We start from the raw sequence: 25,356 nt of genomic DNA, 5'->3' as shown, positions 1-25,356 counted from the left end.
ACGGCTCCGGTGGGAAATGACGCTAGCAAATGTGGGAATGGCAGGGCAGGCCGAACGTCATCAGCCTGCGCTTTTGTGCAGGGGTGATGATGCCGGCATCGTGCCGCCTGCGGTTTGCACCCCCCTATGCAAGCCGCGGCCGCTTGGGCAAATGATGCGGGGGCTGGTGCTGCCAGGTTGAGTCGAACTTCGTCATTTCCTCTTCGAGCCTTTCCAGCATTTTTCCGGGACTGGACTCCGTTATCGCGATGTCCCGCAAAGCGTCTTGCTCACCAAGACTCGCCTTTTGGAAATGTTCCAGAAACGCCCAGACCCGACGCTGCAGAAGCGGCCGCTCAACCTGAAACTCAGGCGTGCGGACCAGCTCTCTGATTTTGCCCATCATGGCAACATTCGTCGGATCGATTAACGAGTCCCAGAGGGAAATCCGGGCGGCGCGTTGCGCCTGTGGAACATTGTGCATCCAGTGGTCTATGACCAGATGGCTCGAAGCTCGTCCCAACCAGATGTCCGTACCTGTTTGCCGACGTGCAGCAATCAACCGCCGAAAGTAGACAGGATCGGAAATCAACGTGCCGGTAAGGTTGAAACCTTCCCTGAGTTCAACAGCTTCGGGGATTGATTCGATCCGGGTATAACTCAGATCCAGACGTGCTCGGGGAACCTCGGAGTTCACGCCGTCCGGGAAAGTTTTTATCGCGGTATGGCTCAGGTCAACCTCCAGCAATGCCGACATTGCGCTGAGCGACGGCGCCACAGCGAGTGGGGTGCTGGATAAATTCAAGACCTGGAGTCGCGAAGGACCGTTCTGCATGCCAAGCCCGGGTGGCGGCGCGGATATGCGGGTATGGGACAGATCCAATACTCGCAATTCGGACATCTGGGTCACATCAGGCGGATGTCGCAGTTCGGGATTGTGGTACAGATCAAGCACCTGCAACCGTGACGCCACGGCCACCTCATCCAATCCGAAAGGCAGACGGAGCAAGCCACAGGAACGTGCGCGCAATACCCGTAACCCGGTCATCCCTCGCACTGAAAGATCGGGCCAGATACCACAGTTGATCAGGCTCAACTCTTCCAGCCCGGTCAATGTGGCGAAGTGGTCGAGGCCTGTCGACGACAGCAACAGACTGCTTTCACGAATTTCCAGGACTCTCAACTGTGGGAGCTTGTCGAGTTGGGCAAGCAATTTCTGGCCGTCGATTCTGCGTGTTTGCAAGGTGTCCATGCGCGGGAACATCGACAACAGATCTCCCAGATTCCTAGAGGTGCGTCCCTCCAGGCCAAGAGACACAACAGATCCGAGTCGAGTCGAAAAAACCGGAAGGGCGAAATTCCCCCGCGCGCCCAAATCCAGTTTCAACCTGAAGCCGATCAGCCGGCCATCCCGGTAGACTTTTTCCGAACTGTCGCCCTGCCACTTGAACAATCGACGCACGCTGGCACCTATTGCCAGTCGCCGAATGCGCTCGGCACTGCTGTCACCCCTGTAGGCAGTCTCCCACGCAGTGACCTCACGGTTGAGTTGAGGAAACTCAAGCTGTAGCCGTTTGAGCTCCACCTCAGCCGCACCTGCCTCAGTAAATCGGGCAATGAAATCATCGGCATGCTGATCGGTGGAGTCGGCGAAATAGCGTTTTACCTGCGCCCGCGTGGTCGCGTCTGCGACCACCGCTTGCCCCCGTGAAGGGCCGGAGTCAGTGAGCCAGGGGCGATGAAAGTTGAACGGATTGGCACCTGCAGCCTCATTGCGCTGCATGCCCCCGCGTAAACCAGGAAGGATGGAAACCCAGGTATTGCGCTCGTTCCGGGTAATGGCCAGCGTCTCACCGCCGAGGCTGGCGCGATAAATGTTTGCGCTGTCGGTGGCGCCGGGATGACTGGGATCAACCAGACGCCAGACCTTGTATTCCGGGCGAGACGCAGCAAGATCCTGCAAAACCTGATACGCCTGTTGATCAATGACCACGTAGAGCTTGCCAGCGTGACGTACCACGCCGTCGCTGCCGGGGGCGACGCCGCTGAGATCCAGCCCGCTGCGAAATCCCTGCAAACCCGCAACGGTCAGAGGATCGGTGCGTGCGTTGAAGTCGTTGTGCGGATGCCAGAGGCCGCTGCGGCTATCCCGCAACATCCATGGACCGGTGGGCAGCAACTCGCTGGGGAGTCGAGCGCGATAAAATCCGCTGTCCGGATCCACCCCTACCAGAACGATGCCGCCGCCAGACACATCCACATACTGACGTTTTTTGTACAGCCTGAAGCCGTCACCGTCAGCTGCCGGCAGTCCGGCCGGTGATCGCATTGCGTAACTGTCCAGCGACCTGGCGATGACGGGAGGACTTGGATTGGTGTGCGGCGCAGAGCGAACCTCGACCATCGGCGTCGGCAAGGTCCTGTCCGCGCCGACAACATCGCCCGGCAAGCTGCCCCGCAGCTTCAGATCATCGCCGCGAACCCAGGGGGCGGTGCCATTGAGATCGGGAGTGCGCACCAGTGCGAAATCCTTGTCCAGACGTCGGGTCATGGCCGGGTGAACATCCGTGTCCACGCGGGTGCTGCCACTGCGGGGTGGTTTTACTGGCATGTTTTCATCCTTGAAAGTCGTCCCTGGCATTTATCCCAGAGACGATGGGGGGGTGGCATTGCTGTTACAGACGGGCCGAGGCTTGCCGCTTTTGCATCGGCACTGCGTACTCCTGCGAGTTACTCGAACCTGGGACGCTTGGGCAAAGGGTGCAGCGGCTGACTCTGTCGCCCTCCGTCATAGTTGCGGATTTCATTCTCCAGCCTGTCCAGCATTCTCCCGGGACTCGTTTCCGTATAAAGAATGGCGTCGAGCCTGGCCCGCTCGTTGACTTCGGCGCTGTCATACATTTCCAGAAACCACCACACGCGCCGCTGCAGAAGCGGGCGCTCCACGTGAAACTCGGGCGTTCGACTCAGTCGACGAAGAATGCCGGTCACTGCCAGTGGCATTGCGGCGTTATGCCTGTCCCACAGCGCTTGTTTTTCCGCTATCTGTTCCTGTGGCACATTGCGTAGCCAGAGATCGGCAGTTACATCGCTGCTTTCCTGCCCAAGCCAGATATCGGTGCCTGTCTCTACACGTGCTCGTATCAACCGCCGTAAAGAGGCCGGGTCCATTATCGGATTGCCGATGAGATTGAAGCCCGCTCTGAGCTCCACGGATTCGGGGATCGACCTGATGTGATTGTCCGCAAGATTCAGTTCTCTTGCGGGAATCCTGTCGGTAATGCCCTCGGGAAATCTTTGCAATCGTGTATTGGAAAGATCCAGCTCCTGCAGTGCGGTCATGTGTTCGAGTGAGGGGCTGATCGAAAGCGGATTGCCCCCCAGTCTCAACACTTCCAGCTTCGACGCCACGTCGATGGCCTCAAGTCCGGAAGGCAGCAGGTGTATTCCGGTGCGGCTCAGATCCAGCACCCGCAGTTCAGTCATCCCTCTGATATCAGCTGCCACTTGCAAAAAGGTGACTTGCTCCTGACGCCGCATCTGCATGTCCAGGCTGTTCACCGGGACCTCGAAGGTGTTGCAAAGCCATAGCTCGTTTAGCCTGGCAAGGCCTCGTACGGAAAAGTCAGACGTTAGTTCACAGTCCTGCAGGTGCAGCCTTTGCAAACGCGGGAATCTTTTCAATTGCTCGGCAAAGCGCGAATCCAGCCTGAATTTCGAATAAGCCCGTTCGATCACGTTCCAGCCTTGAAACCGCCCTTCCACTTCGATTGCCTGACTGGTAATGGTCAGACTTTCAAGATTGGGAAACTGTGCGCAAAACACGTCCGGGTCCAGCCGGCCACGGCCTCTTAAAGTCAGAGAAACCACTGAGCTGAATTTCAAGGAAAGCGGTTTTTGAACTGGCCATATCGTCAGATCGATTTCCAGCTTGAAGCCCACATGCCGCCCGTCACGGTAGACGCGCTGTTCGGGCTGGCCTTGCCATCTATACAGCTGGCGAAACGTCGCCCATATATTCCGCGCCTCATGTAACTCCTTGTCCGATGAAATGCGACCTCGACTGATCGGCAGGTCAAAACGCGTCGAGTCCAATTGCGCCAGCCCAAGCTGGATATGCTTGAGCTCAAGCTCTGCCCCGTCCTTGTCATCGAACCGGGCGATGAAGGCGTCCGCGTCCTCGTCGGTCGTGTCGGGCAGGTACTTGCGGATCTGCTCCCGGGTGGTGGGCTCCGCGACTTCACGCGCATACCAAAGTCCGCTGTCCACATCGCGCAGCATCACCGGGCCGGATGGGAGCAACTCGCTTGGCCGCCGGGCTCGATACAGACCCGTCGCAGGATCCACTGCGACAGGCACCAGGTCGCCGTTGACCAGGTCTGCGTAGGTTCGCCGACTGATCACCCGCAAACCCTCACTGTTGACCTGTGGAAGTATCGCTCGGGCGTTGGTGACGTAATTGTCCAGCGAAGGCTGGGTGGTGGGAGGGCGAATACCTTCTGCGAGTGCGCGCACCACAACGGCCGCGGCAGGAGGTATGGCACCCAGGGTCGCATCACTGGATGATTCGGCGCGCGGCAGCAAATGGTGCTGAGCAAAATTCACATCGACGCCTGTGCGACCCGGGTGGCCGTGGAGCGAAATGTCGGCGTCCGCAGCCCGATGCGGGCTGCCCGGAACGTCCACGTGGGTACCGCCACCGCGAGGGGGTTTTACTGGCATGTTTTCATCCTTGAAAAAGACGCCCCATGCAGTCAAGCAAGGGGACGACGGGTTTCGGCATCCTGCCGTTTGAAGGGGCAAACGATAGCGTGGACGAGCATCGGACGGAGATGGGAAAGGGAGACGGCCGCAGTGGGAAACGACCTCAAACAGTGTCGGAGCGCGCCCCAGTGATGAGGACTTGCCCCTAGGGCTCGCTCAAGCGGATCTCCAGCCGCCAACGATCATCGACCTCGCTGCCAACCCAGTCGCCCTGCAACGGGCGCGCTGCCAGCACCGTCAGCAATAACCCTCCATCGCTTTTGCGCGTGCGCCAGTTGACGTCCTTGCCGTTGAGCCTGAGCTGGCCCTTCTGCGCCCGACCTTCGGCCTGAAACAGCAGCGCGACGGTGCCATCGATGATCTCGCCGTGCAGTTTCGGCTCGTTGTTGAACCACACCACCAGGCCACCATCGGTGACCTCGACACGCTCCAGCACGCTTGGATCGGGCGTGGTCAGACGGCCGATCATCAAGCCGATCATCAAGCCGACAATCGCCAGCGAGCCGATGACTCGCGGGAATAGTTTCGAACGGTTGTCCACAGGCGGCGTAGAATGCCGCTCATCTTTACCTTCGGAGCCGTGCATGTTTCACGTCATCCTTTTTCAACCAGAAATTCCGCCGAACACCGGCAACGTTATCAGGCTGTGCGCCAACAGTGGCTGCCACCTGCATTTGATCGAACCACTGGGTTTCGAGATGGACGACAAGCGCCTGCGCCGTGCCGGTCTCGACTACCACGAATATGCCACGTTGCAGCGTCACGCTGACCTGGCCAGCTGTCTGGAAAGTCTGGGTAACCCGCGCGTGTTCGCCTTCACCACCAAGGGCTCGCGGCCGTTCCATGATGCCGCGTTCGTGCCCGGCGACGCGTTTCTGTTCGGCCCGGAAAGTCGTGGCCTGCCGGCGGACGTGCTCGACGCCCTGCCCGCCGAACAGCGCCTGCGCCTGCCGATGCGCGAAGGCTGCCGCAGCCTGAACCTGTCCAACACCGTGGCGGTCGCCGTGTACGAAGCGTGGCGGCAGAACGACTTCAAATAGTTTTCGCCTGACCAAAACAATCGCGGGCAAGCCCGCTCCCACAGGAATGTGCAAAACCTGTGGGAGCGGGCTTGCCCGCGATGCGTATCCGAGCCTTTATTGAACGGTCGGGGTCTCGCCGCTTTCCTGCATGCGCTGCAGCTCTTGCGCGTACAGGGCGTCGAAGTTCACCGGGGCCAGCATCAGCGCCGGGAACGAACCGCGGGTGACCAGGCTGTCCAGGGTTTCGCGGGCGTACGGGAACAGGATGTTCGGGCAGAATGCACCGAGGGTGTGGCTCATCGAAGCCGCGTCCAGATTCTTGATCAGGAAGATACCGGCCTGTTGCACTTCAGCGATGAAGGCCACTTCTTCACCGTTCTTCACGGTAACGGAAAGGGTCAGCACCACCTCGTAGAAATCGCCTTCCAGCGCTTTCTGGCGGGTGTTCAGATCCAGACCGACCGCCGGATCCCACTGCTGGCGGAAGATTGCCGGGCTTTTCGGGGCTTCGAAGGACAGGTCGCGTACGTAGATGCGCTGCAAGGAGAATTGCGGTGCGGTTTCTTCTTCGCTGGCTGCAGTGTTCTGTTGGTCAGTCATCTCAGATCCTTATCGATCTTGGGTCTTTTAGGGAGTGCTGTACGTGGGTGCAGCCGTTCAGCCCTTGAGCAGCGCGTCGAGTTTGCCGGCGCGCTCCAGGGCGTATAAATCATCGCAACCGCCGATGTGCTTTGCGCCGATCCAGATCTGCGGCACGGACGTGCGCCCGGCCTTTTTGGTCATTTCGGCACGCAGCTGCGGCTTGCCATCGACCTTGATCTCTTCGAAGGCCACGCCTTTGCTGGCGAGCAGATGCTTGGCGCGCGAGCAGTAAGGGCAGTAATCGCTGGAATAGACGATGACTTCACTCATGTCATTTCACCAGCGGCAGGTTGTCGCCTTTCCAGCTGGAAATCCCGCCGGACAGCTTGGCGGCGGTGAAGCCGGACTTCATCAGCTCGCGGGCGTGGGTGCCGGCGGTCTGACCGAGGGCGTCGACCAGAATGATGGTCTTGGCCTTGTGTTTTTCCAGCTCCCCGACGCGGGCGGCCAGTTTGTCTTGCGGGATGTTCACCGCGCCGACGATGTGGCCAGCGGCGTAATCCTTGGCCGGACGGATGTCCACCACCACGCCTGCATCTTTATTGACCAGTGCGGTCAGCTCGCCGGTGCTCAGGCTTTTGCCGCCGCCCTGCATCGTGTGCGCCAGCAACAGAGCCAGAAGTACGACGAAGATACCGACAAGAATGTAGTGGTTAGTGGCAAATTCAATCAGGTGAGCAACCATCGAAGGAGGTTCCAGGGCGTTAAAATGTCGGCCAGTATACACAGCCACTATGGTCGGCCAAACCCCGTCCGGCGGTGACGCGGTCGGAACTTCGCTTTAAACTCCAACTCCGTTTTCCATCGCCCTCTTCTTTATCAGCCACGAGTGGATTCCATGACGACTACGCCCAAACCTTTGGTCCTGATGATTCTCGACGGCTTCGGTCACAGCGACAGCCCCGAATCCAATGCTGTGTTCGCGGCAAAGAAACCCGTGCTGGATCGTCTGTGGGCCACCGTGCCGAACGGCCTGATCTCGGGCAGCGGCATGGACGTCGGTCTGCCGGACGGCCAGATGGGCAACTCCGAAGTCGGCCACATGAACCTCGGCGCCGGGCGCGTGGTGTATCAGGACTTCACCCGTGTGACCAAAGCGATCCGCGACGGCGAATTCTTCGACAATCCGACCATCTGCGCCGCTGTGGATAAAGCCGTGGCCGCCGGCAAAGCCGTGCACTTCATGGGCCTGCTGTCCGATGGCGGCGTGCACAGCCATCAGGATCACCTGATCGCCATGGCCGAGCTGGCCTTCAAGCGCGGCGCCGAAAAAATCTATCTGCACGCCTTCCTCGATGGCCGCGACACGCCGCCGAAAAGCGCCGCTTCGTCGATCGAACTGCTCGACGCGACTTTCCAGGCATTGGGCAAAGGCCGGATCGCCAGCATCATCGGCCGCTATTTCGCCATGGACCGTGACAACCGTTGGGATCGCGTCGCCCAGGCCTATAACCTGATCGTCGACGGCAATGGCGAATTCAACGCCGCCACCGCTCAGGAAGGTCTTGAAGCTGCCTACGCCCGTGGCGAAAGCGACGAATTCGTCAAAGCCACCTCCATCGGTGAGCCGGTGAAAGTTGAAGACGGCGACGCAGTGGTGTTCATGAACTTCCGTGCCGACCGCGCCCGCGAGCTGACCCGCGTGTTCGTCGAAGACGATTTCAAGGAATTCGCGCGCGCCCGTCAGCCGAAACTGGCCGGTTTCGTCATGCTTACCCAGTACGCCGCAAGTATTCCGGCACCGTCGGCCTTCGCCGCCGGCAGCCTGGAAAACGTTCTCGGTGATTATCTGGCGAAAAACGGCAAGACCCAGCTGCGCATTGCTGAAACCGAAAAATACGCTCACGTGACCTTCTTCTTCTCCGGCGGTCGTGAAGAACCGTTCCCGGGCGAAGAGCGCATCCTGATCCCGTCGCCGAAAGTCGCTACTTATGACTTGCAGCCGGAAATGAGCGCGCCGGAAGTCACCGACCGTATCGTCGACGCGATCGAAAACCAGCGTTACGACGTGATCGTGGTCAACTACGCCAACGGCGATATGGTCGGCCACAGCGGTGTGTTCGATGCGGCGGTAAAAGCGGTCGAGTGCCTGGACACCTGCGTCGGTCGCATCGTTGAAGCGCTGGAAAAGGTCGGCGGCGAAGCACTGATCACCGCCGACCACGGCAACGTCGAGCAAATGGCCGATGAATCCACCGGTCAGGCGCACACCGCGCACACCACCGAGCCGGTGCCGTTCATCTACGTCGGCAAACGCGACCTGAAAGTGCGCGAAGGCGGCGTGCTGGCGGACGTAGCGCCGACCATGCTGATGCTGCTGGGTCTGGAAAAACCGGCGGAGATGACCGGTACCTCGATCCTGGTCTGAGCCGAATCCGGAAAACACCGCAAAAACCCTGTGGGAGCTGGCTTGCCAGCGATAGCAATCTGACAGCCAGCATTTATGTTGAATGTGCAGCCGCCATCGCTGGCAAGCCAGCTCCCACAGTGGTTTGTGCTGGGTTCGAAGATTATTTTCAGCTGTATCTCCAGCCAGTTATCACACAGCCCCAATTGGGCGTTTTTTTTGCAGCCTCGGGCGGGCATACTAGGCCGTCCCTTACCCTGGTGCCGCCCGCCCCTATGCTTCGCGTCCTGATCGCCCTTGCTCTGACCTGTCTGCTCCAGCCGGCCTTCGCCGACGAGCGCGCGCAAACCCAACAGCAGTTGGAGGCCACGCGTCAGGATATCGCCGAGCTGAAAAAACTCTTGGGCAAGCTGCAGGAAGAAAAGTCCGGCGTGCAGAAAGAGCTCAAGGGCACTGAAACCGAGATGGGCAAGCTGCAGAAGCAGGTCGACGCGCTGCAGAAAGAACTGCAGAAAAGCGAATCCGAGCTACAGCGGCTCGATGCAGAGAAAAAAAAACTCCAGAGCGCGCGCACTGAACAGCAGCGACTGATCGCCATTCAGGCCCGAGCGGCGTACCAGAACGGCCGCCAGGAATACCTCAAGCTGCTGCTCAACCAGCAGAATCCCGAGAAATTCGCCCGCACCCTCACCTATTACGACTACCTGAGCCAGGCACGCCTGGAGCAGTTGAAGAACTTCAACGAAACCCTGCGCCAGCTGGCCAATGTCGAAAAAGACATCGGTCTGCAGCAAGCGCAGTTGCTGGTGCAGAAAAGCGACCTCGACACGCAGCGCGAAGCACTCGAGAAAGTCCGCAAGGAGCGCCAGCAGGTTCTCGCCAGACTCAATGACGACGTCAAGGCCCGCGACCAGAAACTCGCCGCCCGCGAGCAGGATCAGGCAGACCTGTCTAAAGTCCTTAAAACCATTGAAGAAACCCTGGCCCGACAGGCTCGTGAGGCAGAAGAGGCGCGGCAGAAAGCGCTGATCGCCCAGCAGGAAGCGGAAAAAAAGCGTTTGCGTGAGGCGCAGGCTGAAAACAGCGACGCCCCACGAAAACCCGCCAGATCAAGCCCCGGCGCGCTGGTATCGAGCAGCGGCGAAACGTTTGGCGGGCCTTTTGCTGCAACGCGGGGAAAACTTCCGTGGCCGGTTGATGGTCGATTACTCGCACGCTTCGGTGAAAGCCGTGGCGACGACGCCCGCACCAAGTGGGATGGCGTGATGATCAGCGCCTCCGCCGGCAGCCAGGTGCACGCCGTACACGGCGGGCGCGTGGTGTTCGCCGATTGGCTGCGCGGTGCCGGTTTGCTGGTGATTCTTGATCACGGCAACGGTTTTCTGAGTCTTTACGGCCACAACCAGACGCTGCTCAAGTCGGCGGGTGATGTGGTCAAGGCGGGCGAGTCGATTTCCACTGTCGGTAACAGTGGCGGTCAGGACACGCCAGCGCTGTATTTCGCAATTCGTCAGCAGGGTCACCCGAGTGATCCGGCGCAATGGTGCCGTGCGCAAGGATAAGCGCACCACCTAATTCAGGAGTTCGTTCGACATGCTGCATTTGTCCCGCCTTACCTCGCTGGCCCTGACGATCGCCCTGGTGATCGGCGCGCCTCTGGCGTTCGCCGCGCAACCGGCCCCGACCGTCGCTCCGGCAGGCACTGCCGCGACCGCCAAGGCGCCGTTGCCACTGGAAGAGCTGCGCACCTTCGCCGAGGTCATGGACCGGATCAAAGCCGCGTACGTCGAGCCTGTGGACGACAAGACCCTGCTGGAAAACGCGATCAAGGGCATGCTCAGCAACCTTGATCCGCACTCGGCGTACCTTGGCCCTGAAGATTTCACCGAGCTGCAGGAAAGCACCAGCGGTGAGTTCGGCGGCCTGGGCATCGAAGTCGGCGCCGAAGACGGCTTCATCAAGGTCGTCTCGCCGATTGATGACACGCCAGCGTCGAAGGCGGGCATCCAGGCCGGTGACTTCATCGTCAAGATCAACGGCCAGCCAACCCGTGGCCAGACCATGACCGAAGCCGTCGACAAGATGCGCGGCAAGATCGGCCAGAAAATCACCCTGACCCTGGTTCGCGATGGCGGCACGCCGTTCGACGTGACCCTGGCCCGTGCAGTGATTCAGGTCAAGAGCGTCAAGGCGCAGCTGCTGGAATCGGGCTACGGCTACATCCGCATCACCCAGTTCCAGGTCAAGACCGGCGAAGAAGTCTCCAAGGCTCTGGCCAAACTGCGCAAGGACAACGGCAAGAAGCTCAACGGCATCATCCTCGACCTGCGCAACAACCCCGGTGGTGTGCTGCAATCGGCGGTGGAAGTGGTCGACCATTTCATCACCAAAGGTCTGATCGTCTACACCAAGGGCCGCATTGCCAACTCCGAGTTGCGCTTCTCCGCCACCGGCAAGGACGAGAGCGAAGCTGTACCGATGGTGGTGCTGATCAACGGTGGCAGTGCCTCGGCTTCGGAGATCGTCGCCGGCGCCCTGCAGGACCAGAAACGTGCCGTGGTCATGGGCACCACCAGTTTCGGCAAGGGCTCGGTGCAGACCGTGCTGCCGCTGAACAACGACCGCGCGCTGAAGATCACCACCGCGCTGTATTTCACGCCGAACGGCCGCTCGATCCAGGCTCAGGGCATCGTGCCGGACATCGAAGTGCGCCGCGCGAAGATCACCAACGAAGCGGACAGCGAATACTTCAAGGAAGCCGATCTGCAAGGTCACTTGGGCAACGGCAACGGCGGCGCCGACAAACCGAGCGGCTCCGGCGGCAAGGCCAAAGCGATGCCGCAGGATGACGATTACCAGTTGGCCCAGGCCCTGAGCCTGCTCAAAGGCCTGAGCATCACGTCCGGCCGCTGAGGATGTTGTTGCGTTCCCTCTGCGTTCTGTTGTGCTGTATGGCGGGTCTTGCCCAAGCAGAGCCCGCCAGTTCCTCGCCGCACAAGGCCTACCTGACACTGATCATCGATGACCTGGGGCAGAACCTGCCCCGGGATCGTCGCGTGCTCGCCCTGCCCGGCCCGGTCACGGCGGCGATCATGCCCGATACCCCCCACGCCACCGAATTTGCCCGCGAAGCCCATCGCGCCGGCAAGATCGTCATCCTGCACATGCCCATGGACCCGGCCACCGGGCCCTACGCCTGGCACCCCGAACTGCCCATTGAAGAGCTGCAGAAACGCCTGAATGCCGCGTTTGAAAAAGTCCCGTTCACTGCCGGCATCAACAATCACATGGGCAGCCGCATGACCGCGCAGCCTGTGGCGATGGCGTGGTTGATGGGCGAATTGCAGCGTCGGCACAAGTTCTTCGTCGACAGCCGCACCAGCGCTCAAACGGTCGCTGCGCAGCAGGCGCAGAAGATCGACCTGGCCAGCGTTTCCCGTGATGTGTTTCTTGATGATGAGCGCACCGAAGCGGCCATTGCCACTCAGTTGCAGACCGCGATCGCCCTGGCGCACAAACAGGGTTCAGCGGTGATGATCGGCCATCCGTATCCGCAGACCCTGGCGGTGCTCGAGCGCGAATTACCCAAGCTCAAAGCGCAGGGCATCGACTGGATCGATATCAGGCAGATGATCAGCGTGCGCAGCAACCGCGCCATGGCTGGCCATGGCAAGGATGGCGTTTACCGGTAACACCCGGTCACGTTGCAATACATAGTTACCACCGAACGCCCCTCCCCCTTCCGGATAGTGAGACCTGCAACAGGTCGCGACTCCTTTGAGTCGCTTGCAACTATCAGGAGTGCCCATGACAAACAACGCCCCGATTATCCCGCCCGTTGGGCGGACTGAACCGATCCGCATCGATAACCTGCTGATCAACTTCACAACAGAATTTCTGCGCATCTGGGATACCAACGGTTTGTCGGCCAGACCCGCGTCGTTCTGGCGCCCGACTCCGGCTCCCGACGCGCTGCCCGGTTATTTCCCCTTGGGCGACTTCGTCACCAGAGGCGTTGGCAACATCAACGGCGAACGCGTGGTCGCGGTTGTTTGTGAGGCAGACATTGCCAGCACTGACCCCACCAAAGGCAGGGCACTGCGACGTCCCGATGATTACGAGCTGGTCTGGAAGGACTCCGGATCAGGCTCGAAACGAGATCTGTCGATCTGGCGACCGCTAGCTCCCGCAGGCTACGTAGCGCTGGGGTCGGTGTGCTCGAACGATCATGAAAAACCTTCGCTCAACGCGGTGCGCTGCGTTCGCGAAGACCTGGTGATCGCGTCGAATACCACCGATCTGATCTGGGACGACAAGGGCAGCAAGGCCCGACAGCGCGTCAGCACCTGGAGCGCCGTTCCTCCAGCCGCTTTGCCGGGCGAAGTCTACTTGGCATCGGGCAGTTTTTTCAGCTTGAGTGACTACACCCGACCGGCCAGTTTCCCGGTCTACTGCTTGCGCTTGCAGATCGGCCTGCAGATGTCTACACGCCCATCGCCACCGGTGCTCTGCGGCGAGACGCCAACACCTGTAGAGCCAACGGACGATGCGACTTACACCGCCAGCCTCCCTTGGTTCACGGTCAACGATCCGCGTTACACCGCCGCTGAGCAATGGCGTCACTCGCCCTTCTATCTGCTTGAACGCGAGGATCGCTACATCCTCGTCGGTCACGCACGCAACAGTGGCAACGACAGCCAGATATTCAGGTGGAATGCGCAGCGCGCCCAGCGTACTGGCGGCTTGCGTACTTTCACCCAGACCACATCCATCGAATTCGGCGCCCAATGGCAAACCCGACAGCACGGCGCGCTGATGTTTTCCGCACGGCTGGGCCACGATTTCACCCAATGCGAACTGCATTCGAATGAATGGCTCAATACTGCGACCATCGAAGTGGTTGCGGTGGTGGACAAAAACCGCTCAGTGGCCGCCTACCTGGCCCAGAGCGAATACAGACTGGTGCGCGCGGACGGCACGGCAGTGACGGATGGTTTCATCTACACCGATGGCAATAGCCTTCACATCAGCCAGTACGCACCCACCGAGCCTGCAACCATCGTCGCGTCGGAGCCAGAGGCGGTCGAAGATCAGACTGTGCTTGCGCCTGCGACCGAGGGCGAAATCAGCGCCTCCCAGCCAGAGCCCGACGAGTCAGCCGTTACAGATAGCGCGCCATGATTTCATCGACCACGCCTTCCTTGCGCAACTGATCCAGCGCGGTCTGTAGCTTGTTGACCACCTCATCGGAGACGTCCTTGTTCAGCGCCAGGTACAACTCGGCGCTGTTGAAGCGCAGCACGGTCTTCAGGCCGGTCACGCCATCCTGCCGCGCCAGATAACGGCCGGCAGGATCACCCGTGGCCCACAGATCGATCTGGCCATTGAGCAGTTTTTTTGCGTTGTCCTGATCGCGCAGCACTACTACCGGTTTGAGGCCTTGCTTGGAGAGCGTCTCGGCAATCGCATCGCCCTTGTAGGCGCCGATCTTGTATTTGCGCGCATCATTGAGGGTTTCGAGGGTGATCTTGCTGTCAGCCTTGGCCAGCAGGATCCAGTCGTCCGGGCCGATTGGGCCGACCCATTTGAACAGTCTTTCGCGATCGGGCAGGCGCGCCATGACGAAGGCCCCGTAGCCGGGATTCTCCAGGGCGAGTTTGTAGACACGCTCCCAGGGGAAACGCAGGGTCAGGCTGTAAGTGAGGCCGGCGCGCTGGAACATCTCGCGAACGATGTCCGTGGCAATGCCGTTGATGTTGTCGCCCTGGGCAAAATTCTTGCCGTTCTTCGCCATGTTGTACGGCGGGAAGTTCTCGGTGAGCAGCACCAGATCGGTGTCGGGACTGGTTTCGGCCCGGGCATTGCTGATGAACAACAACGAGGCGCTGGCGAGAACAACAAGCAGGCGTTTGATCATGTCGGGCTACCGGAATCCATGGCGTGCCCAAGAGTGCCTTGGGCGCGCCATGCTGTCCACTGGCCTGTACGCTTTAGCGCATGACGATGCCGCGATGGGCCATGTAGGCCTTGGCTTCCTGCACGGTGTATTCGCCGAAGTGGAAAATACTCGCCGCCAGCACCGCACTGGCATGACCTTCGAGAATGCCATCGGCCAGATGCTGCAGATTGCCGACACCACCGGAAGCGATCACCGGAATGCCCAGCGCGTCGCTGATGGCGCGGGTCACGCCGAGGTCGAAACCGTTTTTCATGCCGTCCTGATCCATGCTGGTCAGGAGGATCTCGCCGGCACCGAGGCCTTCCATTTTCTTCGCCCACTCGACTGCGTCGAGACCGGTCGGCTTGCGCCCGCCGTGGGTGAATATTTCCCAGCGCGGGGTTTCGCCGGGGCCGGAGACTTTCTTGGCGTCGATGGCGACGACGATGCACTGCGAGCCGAAATGCTGCGCGGCTTCGCCAACAAATTCCGGGTTGAACACGGCGGCGGTGTTGATCGACACCTTGTCCGCGCCGGCATTGAGCAGATTGCGGATGTCCTGCACGGTACGCACACCACCGCCGACGGTCAGCGGGATGAATACCTGGCTGGCCATGCGCTCGACGGTATGCAGCGTGGTGTCACGGCCATCGACGCTGGCGGTGATGTCGAGAAAGGTAATCTCGTCGGCGCCCTGCTCGTCGTAGCGACGGGCAATTTCCACCGGGTCACCGGCGTCGCGGATGTTCTCGAACTTCACGCCTTTGACGACCCGGCCGTTGTCCACGTCCAGGCAAGGGATGATGCGTTTGGCCAGCGCCATGGTCAGTCCTCAGCCTTGGTACGAATCGCAGAAAGCTTGCGCTTCGGCGACATCGAGAGTGCCCTCATAGATCGCCCGGCCGGTAATCGCGCCGATGATGCCCGGTGCCTTGGCGTCGAGCAGCGACTTGATGTCACCCAGGTTATGGATGCCGCCGGAAGCGATCACCGGAATCCTGGTGGCAGCGGCCAGCGCGGCGGTGAACGGTACGTTGCAGCCCTGCATCATGCCGTCTTTGGCGATGTCGGTATAAACGATCGAGGATACGCCGTCGGCTTCGAACTGCTTGGCCAGGTCAATGACCTGCACGGTGCTGATCTCAGCCCAGCCGTCGGTGGCGACGAAACCGTCTTTGGCATCCAGACCGACAATGATCTTGCCTGGGAAGGCGCGGCAGGCCTCAGCAACGAACGCCGGATCTTTTACGGCTTTGGTGCCGATGATCACGTAGCTCACGCCCGCCTTAACGTAATGCTCGATGGTTTCCAACGAACGAATGCCGCCACCGATCTGGATCGGCAGGGTCGGGTAACGCTTGGCGATTGCGGTAACCACTTCGCCGTTGACCGGCTGGCCTTCGAACGCGCCGTTCAGGTCGACCAGATGCAGACGGCGGCAACCGCCCTCCACCCACTTGGCAGCCATGCTCACCGGGTCATCGGAGAACACCGTGGAATCTTCCATGCGGCCCTGGCGCAGACGTACGCAGGCACCGTCTTTGAGATCGATAGCGGGAATAATCAGCATCTGGCAAACCTTAAAATTGGAATGTTCAGCTTGGCTCGGGAATCAGTTTTTCTCGAGCGCCCACAGGTCGCTTTCGATGCTTTCAAACCGTTCCTTGAGGTGGGTCTGCACATCGAAAATCGCCCTGTTGTAATAGTGCGGAGCAATCTCGCGGGTAAACAGCTCAAGAATTTCCGCCGCCTCGAACGAACCCAGATCCAGTTCGAAACGGTCTTCCATGAACCGCTGGATCTTGCGATTGGCCTCGCTCTCCTGCTCGGGAGTGAGGGTCAAGATCGGCGGTCTGGATTTCTTGACAGCCATTTACCAGCGACCGTCCCACGCAGCGAAGTTCTGCAGCAGTTGCAAGCCGTGGGTATGGCTTTTCTCCGGGTGGAACTGCACGGCGAAACGCGAACCGTCGGCCAGCGCTGCGGCGAAATCGACACCGTAATGGCCGCTGCCTACAACCTGACGCGCATTGGCGGCGGCGATGTAGTAGCTGTGCACGAAATAGAAACGCGCCAGGTCGGGGATGTCGTGCCACAGCGGGTGACTGATCTTCTGCTTTACCTCGTTCCAGCCCATGTGCGGGACTTTGAGGTGCTCGCCGTCTTCGTGCAGATCCTTGCCGAAGAATTTCACCGCGCCCGGAAACAGGCCGATGCAGTCGACGCCGGCGTTCTCTTCGCTGGTATCGAGCAAGGCTTGCATGCCGACGCAGATGCCGAGGAACGGCCGATCCTGGCTGACCTCACGGACCAGCGAGTCGAAGCCGAGGCGACGGATCTCCGCCATGCAATCGCGAATCGCGCCAACACCCGGGAATACCACACGGTCGGCTTCTCGAATCACGTTCGCGTCGCTGGTAATCAGCACCTTGCCGGCGCCGACGTGCTCAAGAGCCTTGGCCACCGAGTGCAGATTGCCCATGCCGTAGTCGATAACTGCAACCGTCTGCATTACAGAACGCCTTTAGTCGACGGCATTTGCCCGGCCATGCGCTCGTCCAGCTCGACAGCCATGCGCAGCGCGCGGCCGAAAGCCTTGAACACGGTTTCGATCTGGTGGTGAGTGTTGGTGCCGCGCAGGTTATCGATGTGCACGCTGACCAGCGCGTGATTGACGAAGCCCTGGAAGAATTCCTGGAACAGGTCAACGTCGAAACCGCCGACGGTGGCGCGGGTGTACGGCACGTGCATCTGCAGGCCCGGGCGACCGGAGAAATCGATCACCACGCGCGACAGCGCTTCATCGAGCGGCACGTAGGCATGGCCGTAGCGACGGATGCCTTTCTTGTCGCCGATGGCTTTGGCGAACGCCTGGCCGAGGGTGATACCGACGTCTTCCACCGTATGGTGGTCGTCGATATGCAGATCGCCCTTGCATTCGATATCCAGGTCGATCAACCCGTGACGGGCAATCTGATCCAGCATGTGCTCAAGAAAAGGTACACCGATATCGAATCGGGCCTTTCCGGTGCCATCAAGGTTGATCGAGGCTTTGATCTGGGTTTCCAGAGTGTCGCGCTCGACAGACGCCTTACGTTCGGCCATCACCAGCTCCGCAAAATCATTGGGCGAAAAAGGCAGCCATTATAGGCACGCGAGGCGCAAACAGAAACACGAGAGGAGAGATGCCTGACGGATAGAACGCCCGGCTGTCGCGGGTAGACATGTCCATACAAGCCAGTACAGGCATGCCATAAACAAATGTGGGAGCGAGCCTGCTCGCGAATGCGGTACGCCAGCCAACATGGATGTCGACTGGTGCTCCGTCTTCGCGAGCAGGCTCGCTCCCACAGGTTCGGCGTTTATTCAGCTAACACCTTAGTGAAACAATACCGCCGTCTTCTGCAGGGTCACCCACACACCCCACGCCAACGGAATACCCACCACCAGCCAGGCAGCGATCGCCAGAGGCTTGGTGCCCGGCGCCGCTTTCCACTCCAGAACGGTGCTGGCATCGGCACCCTTGTCGTGGCCCAGCGCCTGTTCGGCGGCCAGTTCAGCGTCGGTCATGAAGTACTTGTCGGCCACCGGGCGCACCATCAGATTGCACAGGAAGCCCAGCACCAGCAGGCCGGCGAGGATGTACAGGGTGATGTCGTAAGCGGCAGCGCGTTCCACGCCGATGCTCAACTGATACTCACGCAGGTAGTTCACCAGCACCGGACCGAGCACGCCGGCAGCGGCCCAGGCAGTCAGCAGACGACCGTGGATCGCACCGACCATCTGCGTACCGAACAGGTCGGCCAGATACGCCGGGACCGTGGCAAAACCACCGCCATACATCGACAGGATGATGCAGAACGCCGCCACGAACAGCGCAACGTTGCCCAGATGGCCCATGTTCGGAATCAGCGCGTACAGGGCAAAACCCAGCGCGAAGAACACGAAGTAAGTGTTCTTGCGCCCCAGGTAGTCCGAGAACGAAGCCCAGAAGAACCGGCCACCGATGTTGAACAGGCTCAGCAGACCGGTGAAGCCCGCTGCGATCGCCGCGATCGAGGCCAGTTGGCCAGCGTCGAGCTGACCGAACGGCACATCGACGCCCAGCAGTTTGCCGCCGAACACTTCCTGCAACAGTGGCGAAGCCATGCCGAGGATGCCGATACCCGCCGACACGTTCAGGCACAGCACCAGCCAGACCAGACGGAATTGCGGAGTTTTCCACGCTACATTCACGTGAACGTGACGGTTGGTGATCATCGCGTTGGAAGCTTTCTTCGCCGGAGCGGTCCAGCCTTCAGGCTTCCAGCCGGTTGGCGGCACGCGGTAGGACAATGCGCCACCGATCATGAACACGAAGTAAATGGCCGCCATGGCCACGAAGCTCTGCCATACGCCCACGCCTTCTGGCGATGCGAAGTGGCTCATCAGTGCAGTCGCCAACGGTGCACCGACCATCGCGCCGCCACCGAAGCCCATGATCGCCATGCCGGTGGCCATGCCGCGCTTGTCCGGGAACCACTTGATCAGGGTCGACACCGGCGAGATATAGCCCAGGCCCAGACCGATACCGCCGATCACGCCGGAGCCGATCCACATCAGCCAGATCTGGTGGGTATAGATACCCAGCGCGGAAATCAGCAGACCGCCGCACCAGCACAAGGCCGAGACCACGCCCGCTTTACGAGGCCCGGCGTGTTCCAGCCAGCCACCCCAGATCGCTGCCGAGCAGCCGAGGAAGATGAAGAACAGCGTGTAGATCCAGCCGAGCATGGAGATCGGCCAGTCGCAGTTCGACGAAAATACCTGTGCGATGAAGCTCATGTCCGGCGCGCAAGCCACCGGCGCGGTAACGCCCAGCGCCTTGGACAGCGGCAACCAGAACACCGAGAAGCCGTAGGCCATGCCGATGCACAGGTGAATGGCCAAAGCGGCCGGTGGAACCAGCCAACGGTTGAAACCGGGCTTGGCGATGATGCGTTCCTTGGACAGGAACGCAGGCTGGTCGGCTTTGAGGCCGTCCGCCGTGATGCTCGTGCTCATTGTGTATCCCCCAATTGTTAGTATGGTTCGCCAGCCACTGCTCACCCTCGGCCTTATGCACGCAGGCATGACCGTTTTTTTAGGTGAAGCTCCTTGAAGGCGCGACGTTAAGTCGCAGACGGGCGGACGAACTGGCGAAGGTTACCATTCTCAGGTGACAGAAAAACCAAACTGATATCACCTTTTTTCAAGTCATCTGTTCTCGTACGACTCGGGAAGCCGCCAACCCCGCGTCTGCAAAGGCACCACGCCGCTTGCTACTTGTCCCATTTATGCGTGCGAAAAGTTACCCGTCGCCTTGGCGGGGCTGAACGACGGGTGAACCAAGCGCAAAAAATGGCGTCGCAAGCGGGGGCCGGATTGCGCCCTCTGGCGCCCGCCGGGCATCCTCAAGCGCAGGCACCGGTGGCGAAGTTGCAGGTGCCGCCGCCGACCCTCGGCAGATGACGCCACACCGAACCGGGTGCCGGCAGCGCTATACTCCCCGGCCATATGACCAATTCGACTAACTACAAGGACTCGCCCATGAAAGCGTTCGGCAAAATCCTGGGTCTGGTACTTCTCGGGCTGTTGCTGATCATTGTGGCGGCAGGTTTTGCCCTGACCCACCTATTCGATCCCAACGACTACAAAGACGAGATCCGCCAGATAGCCCGCGACAAGGCCCACATCGAGCTGACGCTCAATGGCGATATCGGCTGGAGCCTGTTCCCGTGGCTCGGCCTGGAATTGCACGAAGCCAGCGTCGCCACCCTGGCCAAGCCTGCCGAACCGTTTGCCGACTTGCAGATGCTCGGCCTGTCCGTGCGCGTGCTGCCGTTGTTGCGCCGTGAAGTGCAGATGAGTGACGTACGCGTCGAAGGCCTCAACCTGCGCCTGAACCGCGACAAGAACGGCCACGGCAACTGGGAAGACATCGGCAAGGTGCCTGTGGCGCCTGGTTCGACTCCACCCGCCACACCGGGCGCGACCGCCAGCGAGCCGACCGTCGCCGTAGAAAAACCGGCGCAACCGATCCGCCTCGACATCGACAGTTTGACCGTCAACAACGCCCGCGTTGAATACAACGATGAGCTGACCGGCAAGCAGTTCAGTGCCGAAAGCATTCAGTTGAGCACCGGCCCGGTACACGATTCGACCAATATCCCGGTGAAAGCCACCGCGTTCCTCGGCACCAATCAACCGGTGCTGCGCGTGCGTACCGAGCTCAACGGCGAGCTGCGCTTCGAGCGCGCCCTGCAACGCTACAAGTTCGAAGACTTGAAGCTGACCGGCGAACTCGCTGGCGATCCGCTGCAAGGCAAAACCATGACCTTCTCTGCTCAGGGCCAGTTATTGCTGGACAAGGCAGCGAACGTCGCCGAATGGACCGGCATCAAGATTTCCGCCAACCAGTTGCGCGCCCTGGGCGAGCTGAAAGCCAACGACCTCGACAAGACGCCACAGATCAGCGGCGGCATTTCCATCGCCCAGTTCGATCTGGCGAAATTCGTCGACAGTATCGGCCAGACACTGCCGGCGATGGGCGAAGGCAGCCTGAGCAAGGTCGAACTGGTCAGCCGCGTTGCGGCCACCCCGACCAGCCTGTCGTTCGACAACATCAACCTGAAACTCGATGACAGCAGCTTCAGTGGCCGCATCGCCGTCGAGGACTTCGCCAAACAGTCGCTGCGCGCGATACTCAAGGCCGACACGTTCAACGTCGACCGCTACCTGCCACCGAAATCGGCTCAGGCCAACAACGCCACGCAAACCCGTCAGGCCGAAGTCGCCAGCACCGAGGCCGGCGCCGTCGCGGGTACCACGCCGCTGCCGGACAAACCGAGCAAAACCGCCTGGAGCACCGAGCGCCTGCTGCCGGTCGAACGCCTGGCCAAGCTGGATGTGGACGCGGACCTGACTTTCGGCCAACTGACCCTCGACAAGCTGCCGATCCAGAACGCCGCGCTCAAAGCCACCGGCCAAGGCGGCTTGCTGACGCTGACTAACCTGAGCGGCGATCTGTACAACGGCGGCTTCGTCGCCAACGGCACACTCGACGTGCGCCCAAGCGCGCCAGTGCTGAACCTGCAGACCCGGCTCAACCGCGTGCCGGCGGAAAAAATCATCGAAAGCCAAGGCAAAAATCCGCCGGTCAAAGGTCTGGTAACTCTGACCAGCAGCCTCACCGGCAGCGGCAACAGCCAGCAGGCGCTGATCGATACGCTGAACGGCAACGCCAGTTTCGTCATCAACAACGGCGTGCTGCTCAATGCCAATCTCGAACAGCAATTGTGCAAAGGCATCGCCACCCTCAACCGCAAGACCCTTAGCGGCGAGCCTCGGGGCAAGGACACGCCGTTCGAGGAGCTCAAGGGCAACCTGACCGTGCGCAACGGCGTCGCCAGCAACCCCGACCTGAAAGTGCGTATCCCTGGCATGACCGTCAACGGTGACGGCGACATCGACCTGCGCGTGCTCGGCATGGATTACCGCGTCGGCATCATCGTCGAGGGCGACACCAGCGCCATGCCTGACCCGGCCTGTCAGGTCGGCGAGAAGTTCGTCGGCATCGAGTGGCCGCTGCGCTGCCGTGGCCCGCTGGAACTGGGGGCCAAGGCCTGTCGCGTCGACAATGACCGCCTTGGTCAGGTCGCCAGCAAAATGGCCGGCAACAAACTCAGCGAAAAGATCGACGAGAAATTGGGCGACAAAGTCAGTCCGGAACTGAAAAACGCATTGAAGGGGCTGTTCAAGCGATGACAGCGGAGCAGTTTTCCACGGCGGTGCTGGAATGGTTCGACCGCCATGGCCGCCACGATTTGCCGTGGCAGCAGGACATCAATCCGTATCGGGTCTGGGTGTCCGAGATCATGTTGCAGCAGACTCAGGTCAGCACCGTGCTCAACTATTTCGAGCGTTTCATGGCGGCGCTGCCAACAGTCCAAGCTCTGGCCGAAGCGCAGGAAGACGAGGTGCTGCACCTCTGGACCGGGCTGGGTTACTACACTCGCGCACGCAATCTGCAGAAGACCGCGAAGATCGTCGTCAGCCAGTACGCTGGCGAATTCCCGCGCGACGTGGAAAAACTCACCGAGCTGCCGGGCATCGGCCTGTCCACCGCCGGGGCGATCGCCAGCATCAGCATGGGCCTGCGCGCGCCGATCCTCGACGGCAACGTCAAACGCGTGCTGGCGCGCTTCACGGCGCAAGAGGGCTACCCCGGCGAACCGAAAGTCGCCAAACAGCTGTGGGCCAACGCCGAGCGCTTCACCCCGCACGATCGGGTCAACGCTTACACCCAGGCGATGATGGATCTTGGCGCCACACTCTGCACGCGCAGCAAGCCGAGCTGTCTGCTGTGCCCGCTCAAGCGTGGCTGTGAAGCGCACATGCTTGGTCTGGAAACACGTTATCCGATTCCCAAGCCACGCAAGGCCATCCCGCAGAAACGCACGCTGATGCCGATGCTCGCCAACGGCGAAGGCGCGATTCTGCTTTACCGCCGCCCGTCGACGGGACTGTGGGGCGGTTTGTGGAGCCTGCCGGAACTGGATGATCTGGAAGATCTGCAGCATCTGGCCGATCAGCACTCGCTGACCATGGGTCAGCAGCAGGCGCTGCCGAGCCTGATTCACACCTTCAGCCACTTCCAGTTGTCCATCGAACCGTGGCTGGTTCAGGTGCAGGAAGCCAGCCATCACGTGGCCGAGGCCGACTGGCTCTGGTATAACCTCGCCACCCCGCCGCGCCTGGGCCTTGCTGCCCCGGTCAAGACCTTGCTCGAACGCGCGGCCGCCGTATTGAATGCAGGAGAGTCGCCATGACCCGCACCGTAATGTGCCGCAAGTACAAAGAAGAACTGCCCGCGCTGGAGCGCGCCCCTTTCCCGGGCGCCAAGGGCCAGGATATTTTTGACCACGTCTCGGCCAAGGCCTGGGCCGACTGGCAGAAACACCAGACCCTGCTGATCAACGAAAAGCGCCTGAACATGATGAACGCCGACGATCGCAAATACCTGCAGGGCGAAATGGACAAGTACTTCTCCGGCGAGGAATACGCCAAGGCCGAAGGCTACGTGCCGCCAGCCGAATAACCCGCAGATTTCGTAAGCGACGGAATTAATTTAAGAAATTTTCAAAAAGTCGTTGACGTAAATCCGAAAAACCCTTTTAATGCGCCCCGTTGCCCAGATAGCTCAGTCGGTAGAGCAGGGGATTGAAAATCCCCGTGTCGGCGGTTCGATTCCGTCTCTGGGCACCAAATACCGAAAACCCTGAATCGCAAGATTCAGGGTTTTTTTATGCCTGCGATTTGACCCCCCCTCCTCTCTTCCCCCTTCGATACACCCGGATTCCAGCTGTACTGGAAAAAACCCGAAATCTGTATCTCTCCGTGTAGATGGCGTTTCGCCAATACTTCAAGCAAGCCTTGGCGAGCCAATGACTGGCTCTACTTTGCGCCCCGCAACACTCTGGACTCCTGTAGCCCTCAGAGCGCAAACCCTGATTTTTTGAATCGATCGGCGTCGCCCGCAAGGTCACTTCCTGTCCAGCAAAAAATCTGAACCCAACCCACAGGCGAACTGCAGTTACTGCTTTTCAAACATTCCAGGATGAATGCTGGCGCCCCCGTGCGCCCGGCAAAAGAGCGAAACGGACGACGTATGATCAAGCAACTCATCAATGAAGACAGTTATGTGCAGATCGGCGATCTTTGCAGCGCAACGATCCAGCTGAAAATCGAAGGACTGAATCCCGCCGGCTCCATCAAGCTGAAGACCGCGCACGCGCTGATCACTGATCTCGAAGTCCGCGGACTGATCAACCACAAGACCCGCCTCATCGAATCCTCATCGGGGAATCTGGGCGTTGCGCTGGCCATGGTCTGCGCGGCCAAGGGTTACCAGTTCGTTTGCGTAATCGACCCGAATATTTCCGCGCCGAACCGCAAGCTGATTCAAGCCCTTGGCGCGCAAATGCTCATGGTCGATCAGCGTGACGAGAACGGCGGTTACCTGAATTCGCGGATTCGCCTGATCGAACAACTGGTCGCTGACAACGCCGACTACATCTGGCTCAACCAGTACAAGAATCCGACCAACCCCCTCGCCCACTATCAAGCGACTGCCAGGTCCATCGCGCGCAAATTTGCGCACGTGGATTACCTGTTCGTCGGCGCGGGAACCACTGGCACGCTAATGGGCTGCAAGAACTACTTCGCCGAACATCATCCGCAGACCAAAGTCATTGCCGTCGATACCGTCGGCTCGGTGACGTTCGGCCTGCCGGGCGGCACGCGCCATATTCCGGGGCTCGGCACCAGCCGCCTGCCGGAGATATTCGAGTCGTCGGGCATTCACGACTTCCTGTCGATTCCCGAGGAACAGACGATCAAGGTCTGCCGTTGGCTGGCGCAACGCTACGGCCTGCTCTTCGGCGGCTCCACCGGCACTGTGCTCGCCGGCATCCGCCAGTGGGCGCCGCATATCCGGCCCGACGATGTCGTGGTGGCGATCTCCCCCGACATGGGTGAGCGCTATCTCGAAACCATCTACTCCGACGACTGGGTCACCCAGCGGATCGGCGCAACCGCACTGCAGCCCCTTTTCCCTGAAATCGCTCTGGCACTCTCGGCGTAAT

At 60.4% G+C, this 25,356-nt stretch carries 23 protein-coding genes, 1 tRNA gene and 1 pseudogene; 12 read left to right on the top strand and 13 right to left on the bottom strand.

The window, feature by feature from the left end; genetic code table 11:
- Positions 1 to 124: 124 nt before the first annotated feature.
- The 3 genes from ACZ9BE_RS26165 to ACZ9BE_RS26155 form a co-directional block, all read right to left on the bottom strand.
- On the bottom strand, positions 125 to 2,590 hold the full coding sequence (locus ACZ9BE_RS26165) for a leucine-rich repeat domain-containing protein (RefSeq protein WP_252887174.1): 2,466 nt from the start codon (positions 2,588 to 2,590) through the stop codon (positions 125 to 127).
- A gap of 119 nt (positions 2,591 to 2,709) precedes the next feature.
- Complete coding sequence (locus tag ACZ9BE_RS26160) at positions 2,710 to 4,701, bottom strand: leucine-rich repeat domain-containing protein (RefSeq protein ID WP_476250096.1); 1,992 nt, start codon at positions 4,699 to 4,701, stop codon at positions 2,710 to 2,712.
- 187 nt (positions 4,702 to 4,888) lie between these two features.
- Positions 4,889 to 5,329, bottom strand: a complete 441-nt coding sequence (locus ACZ9BE_RS26155) for a hypothetical protein (RefSeq protein WP_095181059.1) — start codon at positions 5,327 to 5,329, stop codon at positions 4,889 to 4,891.
- On the opposite strand from ACZ9BE_RS26155, the gene ACZ9BE_RS26150 reads away from it, so the two are divergent.
- Positions 5,328 to 5,783, top strand: coding sequence for a tRNA (cytidine(34)-2'-O)-methyltransferase (locus ACZ9BE_RS26150; RefSeq protein WP_016772113.1), 456 nt, complete (start codon positions 5,328 to 5,330; stop codon positions 5,781 to 5,783). The two genes, ACZ9BE_RS26155 and ACZ9BE_RS26150, sit on opposite strands and share 2 nt — an antisense overlap.
- A 96-nt stretch (positions 5,784 to 5,879) precedes the next feature.
- Here ACZ9BE_RS26150 and secB read toward each other — a convergent pair whose 3' ends face one another.
- Genes secB through ACZ9BE_RS26135 form a run of 3 tightly spaced genes read right to left on the bottom strand, consistent with a single transcriptional unit; the run spans position 5,880 to position 7,092 of the window.
- The gene (secB, locus tag ACZ9BE_RS26145) at positions 5,880 to 6,365 is read right to left on the bottom strand and encodes a protein-export chaperone SecB (protein WP_016772114.1); all 486 of its coding nucleotides are present in this window, start codon (positions 6,363 to 6,365) and stop codon (positions 5,880 to 5,882) included.
- Between the two features lie 57 nt (positions 6,366 to 6,422).
- A complete protein-coding gene (gene grxC, locus ACZ9BE_RS26140; protein ID WP_016772115.1) occupies positions 6,423 to 6,677 on the bottom strand; it encodes a glutaredoxin 3 in 255 nt (84 codons plus the stop codon).
- A gap of 1 nt (position 6,678) precedes the next feature.
- Positions 6,679 to 7,092 carry a rhodanese-like domain-containing protein gene (locus ACZ9BE_RS26135; RefSeq protein WP_016772116.1) on the bottom strand — a complete coding sequence of 138 codons (414 nt, stop codon included), beginning with the start codon at positions 7,090 to 7,092 and terminating at the stop codon, positions 6,679 to 6,681.
- Positions 7,093 to 7,245: 153 nt separating this feature from the next.
- On the opposite strand from ACZ9BE_RS26135, the gene gpmI reads away from it, so the two are divergent.
- From gpmI to ACZ9BE_RS26110, 5 genes are all read left to right on the top strand, one after another.
- Positions 7,246 to 8,775: a 2,3-bisphosphoglycerate-independent phosphoglycerate mutase gene (gene gpmI / locus ACZ9BE_RS26130; RefSeq protein ID WP_256808494.1), complete on the top strand. Its 1,530-nt coding sequence runs from the start codon at positions 7,246 to 7,248 to the stop codon at positions 8,773 to 8,775.
- A gap of 254 nt (positions 8,776 to 9,029) precedes the next feature.
- Positions 9,030 to 10,316, top strand: a complete 1,287-nt coding sequence (locus ACZ9BE_RS26125; protein WP_150637972.1) for a murein hydrolase activator EnvC family protein — start codon at positions 9,030 to 9,032, stop codon at positions 10,314 to 10,316.
- A gap of 31 nt (positions 10,317 to 10,347) precedes the next feature.
- Complete coding sequence (locus ACZ9BE_RS26120) at positions 10,348 to 11,667, top strand: S41 family peptidase (protein ID WP_039756590.1); 1,320 nt, start codon at positions 10,348 to 10,350, stop codon at positions 11,665 to 11,667.
- A gap of 2 nt (positions 11,668 to 11,669) precedes the next feature.
- Positions 11,670 to 12,446, top strand: coding sequence for a divergent polysaccharide deacetylase family protein (locus tag ACZ9BE_RS26115; RefSeq protein WP_406228052.1), 777 nt, complete (start codon positions 11,670 to 11,672; stop codon positions 12,444 to 12,446).
- A 115-nt stretch (positions 12,447 to 12,561) separates the two neighbouring features.
- Positions 12,562 to 13,935: a Vps62-related protein gene (locus tag ACZ9BE_RS26110; protein WP_256808501.1), complete on the top strand. Its 1,374-nt coding sequence runs from the start codon at positions 12,562 to 12,564 to the stop codon at positions 13,933 to 13,935.
- Here ACZ9BE_RS26110 and ACZ9BE_RS26105 read toward each other — a convergent pair.
- The 7 genes from ACZ9BE_RS26105 to ACZ9BE_RS26075 form a co-directional block, all read right to left on the bottom strand.
- On the bottom strand, positions 13,916 to 14,671 hold the full coding sequence (locus ACZ9BE_RS26105) for a substrate-binding periplasmic protein (RefSeq protein WP_256808503.1): 756 nt from the start codon (positions 14,669 to 14,671) through the stop codon (positions 13,916 to 13,918). The genes ACZ9BE_RS26110 and ACZ9BE_RS26105 overlap by 20 nt on opposite strands.
- A gap of 73 nt (positions 14,672 to 14,744) precedes the next feature.
- Positions 14,745 to 15,515 (bottom strand): imidazole glycerol phosphate synthase subunit HisF, encoded by a 771-nt coding sequence (hisF, locus tag ACZ9BE_RS26100; RefSeq protein WP_007897430.1) that lies wholly within the window; start codon positions 15,513 to 15,515, stop codon positions 14,745 to 14,747.
- Between the two features lie 9 nt (positions 15,516 to 15,524).
- Positions 15,525 to 16,262: a 1-(5-phosphoribosyl)-5-[(5-phosphoribosylamino)methylideneamino]imidazole-4-carboxamide isomerase gene (gene hisA, locus ACZ9BE_RS26095; protein ID WP_056787231.1), complete on the bottom strand. Its 738-nt coding sequence runs from the start codon at positions 16,260 to 16,262 to the stop codon at positions 15,525 to 15,527.
- Positions 16,263 to 16,304: 42 nt separating this feature from the next.
- Complete coding sequence (locus tag ACZ9BE_RS26090) at positions 16,305 to 16,565, bottom strand: DUF2164 domain-containing protein (protein ID WP_056787227.1); 261 nt, start codon at positions 16,563 to 16,565, stop codon at positions 16,305 to 16,307.
- The gene (gene hisH, locus ACZ9BE_RS26085) at positions 16,566 to 17,204 is read right to left on the bottom strand and encodes an imidazole glycerol phosphate synthase subunit HisH (protein WP_056787225.1); all 639 of its coding nucleotides are present in this window, start codon (positions 17,202 to 17,204) and stop codon (positions 16,566 to 16,568) included.
- Positions 17,204 to 17,797 (bottom strand): imidazoleglycerol-phosphate dehydratase HisB, encoded by a 594-nt coding sequence (gene hisB, locus ACZ9BE_RS26080; protein ID WP_016772125.1) that lies wholly within the window; start codon positions 17,795 to 17,797, stop codon positions 17,204 to 17,206. Before hisB ends, hisH begins: the two co-directional genes overlap by 1 nt.
- A gap of 273 nt (positions 17,798 to 18,070) precedes the next feature.
- Complete coding sequence (locus tag ACZ9BE_RS26075) at positions 18,071 to 19,735, bottom strand: OFA family MFS transporter (RefSeq protein ID WP_016772126.1); 1,665 nt, start codon at positions 19,733 to 19,735, stop codon at positions 18,071 to 18,073.
- Positions 19,736 to 19,963: 228 nt separating this feature from the next.
- Here ACZ9BE_RS26075 and ACZ9BE_RS26070 point away from each other — a divergent pair.
- The 6 genes and pseudogenes from ACZ9BE_RS26070 to sbnA all read left to right on the top strand — a co-directional run.
- Positions 19,964 to 20,182 (top strand): annotated as a pseudogene (locus ACZ9BE_RS26070) (GNAT family protein); the annotation flags it as partial.
- A gap of 78 nt (positions 20,183 to 20,260) precedes the next feature.
- Entirely contained in the window at positions 20,261 to 22,477 is a 2,217-nt protein-coding gene (locus ACZ9BE_RS26065; protein ID WP_476250095.1) for an AsmA family protein, read from the top strand.
- Complete coding sequence (gene mutY / locus ACZ9BE_RS26060) at positions 22,474 to 23,541, top strand: A/G-specific adenine glycosylase (RefSeq protein ID WP_056787220.1); 1,068 nt, start codon at positions 22,474 to 22,476, stop codon at positions 23,539 to 23,541. Before ACZ9BE_RS26065 ends, mutY begins: the two co-directional genes overlap by 4 nt.
- Positions 23,538 to 23,810 carry an oxidative damage protection protein gene (locus tag ACZ9BE_RS26055; protein WP_041477523.1) on the top strand — a complete coding sequence of 91 codons (273 nt, stop codon included), beginning with the start codon at positions 23,538 to 23,540 and terminating at the stop codon, positions 23,808 to 23,810. The genes mutY and ACZ9BE_RS26055 overlap by 4 nt, the downstream gene beginning before the upstream one ends.
- Before the next feature lie 91 nt (positions 23,811 to 23,901).
- Positions 23,902 to 23,977, top strand: a tRNA-Phe gene (locus ACZ9BE_RS26050).
- Positions 23,978 to 24,380: 403 nt separating this feature from the next.
- Entirely contained in the window at positions 24,381 to 25,355 is a 975-nt protein-coding gene (sbnA, locus tag ACZ9BE_RS26045) for a 2,3-diaminopropionate biosynthesis protein SbnA (RefSeq protein WP_136492423.1), read from the top strand.
- Position 25,356: the final 1 nt, after the last annotated feature.

The organism is Pseudomonas sp. TE9122 (assembly GCF_056278925.1).
This window is presented reverse-complemented; position numbering and strand designations above follow the sequence as displayed.